Annotated in this window: 1 protein-coding gene; it reads left to right on the plus strand. The window is 28.9% G+C overall.

All coding sequences use genetic code 11. The features are described 5' to 3' along the window. Positions 1–169: 169 nt before the first annotated feature. On the plus strand, positions 170–1,263 hold a 1,094-nt coding region (locus DN394_RS28550), incomplete at its 3' end, for an AraC family transcriptional regulator (protein ID WP_149294461.1).

Raw genomic sequence — 1,263 nt, forward strand, 5'->3', positions numbered from 1 at the left:
TATATGATTTTCATAAAAAAGATATAGTAATATTTTGTCGTTAATTGTACTAATTTGATATTTTATAGTATTATTTGTCGTGAATTATACCTAGCAGAATATATTTTATGAAACTATAAAAGGAACAATGCGGAAATTTATCAAATAATTTACTTAAAAGGAGAATGTAATGAATACTTCTATCGATATACAACACTTGTGTGATCTTGCACATAAAGCATTTAATGCCCCTGTACATATTTTATCTACAGACAAAAAAATTTTATATCATTCTACATCTGATGATGTTTATAGTCCTTTTTATTCTTCAAAAGAAGAACATCTTAGTGATATTTATCAAGAAAACGATCCCTTTAACTTACCACTTTTCAGATGTAACAGCTATCTTGAAAATTTTGTTCTAATACATATAGAAAATCATGATCACATTAAAGGGACTATTATTATCGGTCCCACTATACATCCAAAAGGTTCAGATGATATGACCATAAAACTTCAAAAAGAATTTAAATCAAATGATAAAATTCAAGAAAGACTAGCCTATTATCAGTGTTTATCTGAGATTAAAAAAACTACATTAATTGATATGGGAATTTTATTACATTACATGATTTTCAATGAAAAGTTAGATGTGGGTATTGTTTTAGAAAAAAATAAAGTACTAGAGAAAGTTCCTAATAAAATTGTGAAACCTGATTTATATATTTTAAAACGCCGACAAAACAAACCTAAAACTCACAACATGGCATTAGTAAATGATTTCTTTTTGACTATCAAAGAAGGAAATAAAAAAAAGTTAATACAGTATATGTATGCAGTTTCACAAGAGGATGTTGAACTGGTGTTAATAGAGGACCCGCTCAGGAACCAAAAAAACCTTGGAATTATTGCGATTACCTTAGCTACTCGATATGCGATAGAAGGAAACCTGCCACCAGATATTGCTTTTGCTCATAGTATTTTATATATACAAACTCTGGAACAATTAGATAACGTAGAATCTGCAAAGCGATTGTCAGGAGACGCTTTACGTACCTTTGCAGATCGTGTGAAAGAATTTAATGCACAAAAGTATTCATACGCGGTTACTACATGTATGAAACATATTAATAAAAATGTTTACGATGGAATAACTCTCAATGAACTTGCTAATCATTTGGAAATTACCCCTACTTATCTGTCCAAACTATTTAAAAAAGAAATGGGAATTACTTTAAGCGAATATATTCAAAGGGAACGAGTGGAAGAAGCAAAAAAATTATT

Source organism: Bacillus sp. BB081, from assembly GCF_008368895.1.
GTDB lineage: Bacteria > Bacillota > Bacilli > Bacillales > Bacillaceae_G > Bacillus_A > Bacillus_A wiedmannii.